Annotated in this window: 6 protein-coding genes; all 6 read left to right on the top strand. The window is 26.5% G+C overall.

Annotation, left to right across the window (positions count from 1 at the left end; genetic code table 11):
- The first annotated feature begins 175 nt into the window (after nt 1–175).
- From E6248_RS12450 to E6248_RS12475, 6 genes are read left to right on the top strand one after another with little or no spacing between them, the layout of a single operon-like run.
- On the top strand, nt 176–406 hold the full coding sequence (locus E6248_RS12450; RefSeq protein ID WP_316341120.1) for a hypothetical protein: 231 nt from the start codon (nt 176–178) through the stop codon (nt 404–406).
- Between the two features lie 22 nt (nt 407–428).
- On the top strand, nt 429–1,193 hold the full coding sequence (gene rfbF / locus E6248_RS12455) for a glucose-1-phosphate cytidylyltransferase (protein ID WP_316341121.1): 765 nt from the start codon (nt 429–431) through the stop codon (nt 1,191–1,193).
- Nucleotides 1,187–2,167 (top strand): GDP-mannose 4,6-dehydratase, encoded by a 981-nt coding sequence (locus tag E6248_RS12460; RefSeq protein WP_316341122.1) that lies wholly within the window; start codon nt 1,187–1,189, stop codon nt 2,165–2,167. The genes rfbF and E6248_RS12460 overlap by 7 nt, the downstream gene beginning before the upstream one ends.
- A 3-nt stretch (nt 2,168–2,170) precedes the next feature.
- Nucleotides 2,171–3,088 carry a hypothetical protein gene (locus tag E6248_RS12465; RefSeq protein ID WP_316341123.1) on the top strand — a complete coding sequence of 306 codons (918 nt, stop codon included), beginning with the start codon at nt 2,171–2,173 and terminating at the stop codon, nt 3,086–3,088.
- 26 nt (nt 3,089–3,114) lie between these two features.
- Nucleotides 3,115–4,293, top strand: a complete 1,179-nt coding sequence (locus tag E6248_RS12470) for a glycosyltransferase family 2 protein (RefSeq protein ID WP_316341124.1) — start codon at nt 3,115–3,117, stop codon at nt 4,291–4,293.
- A gap of 32 nt (nt 4,294–4,325) precedes the next feature.
- Nucleotides 4,326–5,264 (top strand): hypothetical protein, encoded by a 939-nt coding sequence (locus E6248_RS12475; RefSeq protein WP_316341125.1) that lies wholly within the window; start codon nt 4,326–4,328, stop codon nt 5,262–5,264.
- Nucleotides 5,265–5,424: the final 160 nt, after the last annotated feature.

Here is a 5,424-nt window from a genome sequence, read left to right on the forward strand (position 1 = left end):
AAGATTTAAGTATACGATATTATAAAAAATTAATAACATATTTCATAATACTAGTGAAACAGATGAATCCTTAGAGAAGTAACTACATCTAAATGTAATACATGAAAATTAGTAGCACAATAAAAGTTTATGAATAATATATATTATGAAAAGTGCTAGGGGATAGGTAATTAATATGAAGGTGAAGATAATAAAAGGTACAAATATAGAAAAATTAGAATGTGATGTTAATGAGTTTATTAAAGATAAATCTATTATAAAAATTAGTCATGAGATAGTAACTTCTCAGCTGTATGATAGATCCATAAATATTTTGGTATTTATAATTTTATACGATGAATACAATCATGGTGGATATTTAGACCTGGATTCAATAGTAGATTTAAAAAATAACAAAACTAATTAGAAGAGAAAATGGAGGGCAAAAGATGAAAATTGTTATACTTGCTGGAGGAAAAGGAATTAGAATGAGTCAGTTAACAATGAATGTACCTAAGCCTTTATGTGAGGTTGGGGGGATGCCCATAGTATGGCACATAATGAAAATATATAGTCATTATGGATTTAATGATTTTATGTTTTTATTAGGCTATAAGGGTGAAAAAATAAAAGAATATTTTATAGATTATTCATGGAAAACTAGAAATTTTCTTTTAGATATGAAAAGTGGGAATATTAATATAGATTCTGAACCAGAGCCATGGAGGATAAACTTCATTGATACAGGTATTGAAACCATGACAGGGGGAAGATTAAAAAGGGCTCAAAAGTATATTGGAAATGAAACATTTATGTTAACTTATGGAGATGGACTAGCAGACATAAATATAGATAAATTATTAAAATTTCATAAAGAGCAAGGCAAAATAGCTACAGTTACAGGAATATATAAGAAAAGTCAATATGGAATTTTAACTATAGAAGATGGATTAGCTAAATCTTTTGATGAGAAGAAGAGTACTGATGGAATAATAAATGGTGGATTTTTTATTTTTGAGCCAGAAATATTTGATTATTTGGAAAATGATACAACATGCGTTTTAGAACAAAATCCATTAAAAAAATTAGTTAAAGATAATGAATTAGCAGTATATATTCATAATGGTTTTTGGACTGCTATGGACACTTTAAATGATATAAATAATGTAAATAAAATTTGGAACGAAGGAAGAGGAGATTGGAAAATATGGTAAATAAGTTTTGGAATAATAAAAATGTTTTTGTAACTGGTGGTACTGGATTTTTAGGAAGTTATTTAGTTAAAAAATTAGTAAACTATGGGGCTAATGTAACTATCTTAGTAAGAGATTATATACCACAATCTAATATATATATTGGAGAAGAATATAAAAAGGTTAATGTTGTACACGGTATGTTAGAAGATTATTTATTAATAGAAAGAGCACTTGGAGAATATGAGATAGATACAGTATTTCATTTAGCAGCCCAGGCTATTGTTGGAGTTGCAAATAGAAATCCACTCGGAACTTTTAAATCTAATATAGAAGGAACTTGGAATATACTTGAGGCAGCAAGAAAAAGTCCATTAATTAAACAAGTAATAGTAGCATCTAGTGATAAAGCTTATGGGGACCAAGAAAAACTTCCATATGATGAAAATATGCCACTGCAAGGAAAGCATCCCTATGATGTTTCAAAAAGTTGTACAGATTTAATTGCTCAAACTTATTATGAGACTTACAAGCTACCAGTATGTATTACAAGATGTGGAAATCTTTATGGTGGTGGGGATTTAAATTTCAATAGAATTATTCCTCAAAGTATTCAATCTATATTAAATAAGGAAGCTCCCGTAATAAGAAGTGACGGAAGCTTTATTCGTGATTATTTTTATATAGAGGATGCAGTAGACGCATATATTAATTTAGCTGAAAAAGTTGTAGAGCTTAACTTAGGAGGACAAGCTTTTAATTTTAGTAATGAAATACAAATAACAGTTTTAGAACTAGTTAATAAAATATTGAAGATTATGAGTAGTGATATAAAACCTATAATATTAAATCAAGGAAGTAATGAAATAATACACCAATATTTATCAGCAAAGAAAGCAAGAACTGTATTAGGATGGAATCCAAATTATACGATAGATGAGGGACTAAGTAAAACTATAGAATGGTATGAAGATTTCCTTAAAAAGGAGAGATAAATAATGCAAGAAAGTGTTTTTTGTATGGTTGTATCAAGGACTAGATTAATTCAGGCAATTGCATGTTTTTTATCTTTGCATAAAACTATGAATGATTTTAAAGTATATATCCTTTGTGTAGATGAAAAATGCTATGAATTTCTTAAGAAAATAAATTTTGATAAAATAGTGTTAGTAACAATTTCTGAATTAAATAGAGAAGATTTGTTAGCAATCAAAGCTTCAAGAAAATTAAATCAATATTGTTGGACATTAAAACCTGGTTTTATAAAGTATATCCTTACTTTAGAGGAATCAATTAAAAGGGTAACTTATATAGATTCAGATTTATTTTTTTATCAAAATCCTAATGTAATATTTCAAAATCAACCATATGCTTCTGTATTACTATCTAGTGGAGAAGTGTTTTTGCCTATGTATTCGAAAGATGTTAATAATACTATACAATCTCTCACTGGGAATTTTAACTCGGGGTTTATTAGCTTTAAAAAAGATATCGACGGACTAGCATGTGTTAATTGGTGGGATAAAATGTGTGTAGAAAGTTGTACTTCAAATCCTGAAGATAATAAATTTGGGGATCAAAAATATCTTGATGATATGCCATTCCTATTTAATAATGTTTACGAAATAACATCTCAAGGAGTAAATATTGGGCATTGGAATAGTTTGAAGTATAAGTTTACAGTTTTAAATGATAATATATTGGTAAATAATAATAAATTGGTATTTTATCACTTTAGCGGTTTTAGAATAGTTAGTAAAAATGATATTAGGCAGGTTCATGAACAAGACAGGGCAAATATACCATTTATTTATCAAATATATAGAAGAGTTTTGGGAAAAATTATTGATGATGTTGAAAAGATAGATCCAGAATTTAAGGAATATATTACTGTAGCTGCTATTGATGATAATTAGAAAAGATTAAAAGGGGAAGAGACGAAATGAAAGCAAGTGTTATAATACCAGCATATAATTCTAAAGAGCGATTATACTACAATCTTATATCCTTAAATAATCAAGATTGTGGCTTCAATATTTTTGAAGTTATTGTAGTCGATAATGGATCTAATGATAATACCATAGAAATGTTAGAAAATTTTAAAGCTAAATTTAACTTTAAATTTGTTAGACTTGAAGAAAATAGAGGAATAGCTCGTGGAAGAAATGAAGGAATAAGAAGAGCAGTTGGTGATATTCTAATATTTCATGATAGTGACATGATAGCAAGTAGAGATTTTATAACTAGGCATTTAAAAAATCATGAAGAAAAAAATATAGTTGTATGTGGAATCCTCTGGAAAAGGATTTTTACTTTCTATTACAAAGAATTAAAATTAAGCATTGAGAATTATTTAGATAAAACAGTGAGTAAGCCGGATGGAAATTTTAATCTGATAGATAAATACCCATTAATAGATGTTGAATCAATAATTGATGGAAGCTATTTAAACAAATCTTTTGACTTAGATGCAGAATTTATACGAGGGTTAAAAGAGATATTGAAAAATCACAATGATGAATTAAAAGACTATCTTCTGCCTTGGAGATTTTTTTTAACTAATAATGCTTCTGTAGAAAGAAACAGAGTTATAGAAGTAGGAATGTTTGATGAAAATATAGTTGGATATGGATTTGAAGACTATGACTTAGGAATAAGGCTATATAAATCTGGTAGCAAATTTATATTTGATAAAAATATATTAAGTGTTCACCAAGAACATCCTACCAATAATAATATATTTGAAACCCGTGAAAATATAAATTATATATGTAAAAAATACAATAATAATTATTTTATAGATGTAATATTAGTTTGTACGGCTGGAATAACATCAATTAATGATTATGATTTTAATGAATTAACTAAAGATATAAATAATATGATAGCTGTAAGCTATTTTAGGCCTCTTTTAGGTATATTTTTAGAATTACTTCAAACATGTAGACGACGCTACGTTATAGAAGGTGCTATGGATATAAATAAAGTTATGCCAACTATAGATATTGATGTAAACAAATTAATTATGGAAGTTAAAATTTTAAGAGATATATTTGGAATTAAATACTTTACAGAAGCGATGTTAGCGTTAATAAGAGATATTTATAATGTTTATTATTAAATTCTGAAAATGTACTGAAGAGGAGGGTGCCTATGAATAAATATCATTTATCAATGATATTATCGGAATCAAATTTATTTAAATTAATACCAATGTATGTTTCTTTAGAGAATTGTTGTAGTGATTTTAAGTTATTTATTCTATGTATGAATGATTCTGTTTACAATATACTAAATAAAATAGGTTTTAAAAATATCATTTTAGTACAACTAAAGGATGTAGAGGAAAATAATCATGATTTAGAAATAGCTAAGTCTAATAGAATATTTCATGAATATTGTTGGACACTAAAGCCTATTTTTTTATATTATATTGTTAATAAATATGACAATGCAGAATATTATGCACATGTAGATGCAGATTTATTCTTTTTTTCTGACTTAGATTATATTTTTAATGAGAATTCTGATGCATCAATTTTTCTCATAGATCATAGAAATTCAGAAGAGTTTAAGCACTATTATGAATTAAGCGGATTATATAATACAGGATTTGTAGGATTTAAAAATAATAATGAAGCAAAAGCAGCAATAAAACTTTGGGGGGATAGGTGTTTAAAAAAGTGCACTATTGAATATGATATAGTTAATAAAACCTTTGGAGACCAAAGGTATGTAGAAGACTGGCCTAATATATTTAAAAATGTTCATATAGTAAAATCTATTGGAGCAAATGCTGCATTGTGGAATATAAAAAATTATAAAGTTTCAAAAAAGAATAATGTAGTGTATTTAGATGATTCACCTCTATTATTTTACCATTTCTCTGGTGTAGTGTTGTTGGGAGCAAGAGAATTTGACTTATGTCCTTATTATCACATAGAGGACGAGAATTTAATAAATTATATATATGACCCGTATGTTAGATGGCTATCGAAATCAATAGAAAATGTAAATAAAGAATTTCCATGGTTTAATGTAGGATTTGCTGATAAGGCTAATATTGTGAATTTGCATAACTATAAAGTATAATTAATATATAAGTTGTAATTAAGTTTTTACATTTTATAAAGTTTTATTTAGTGTTGAAAATAATTAATATATGAAGTTATCTAAACAACTTATATTTAAATTAAAAGATCGATTCTTTCAATTTAGATAATTTACTAAAGAATTATTTTTAATTTATAAT

Origin of the sequence: Clostridium sp., assembly GCF_032552055.1 — a bacterium.
In the GTDB taxonomy this organism is placed as follows: Bacteria; Bacillota; Clostridia; order Clostridiales; family Clostridiaceae; genus Clostridium.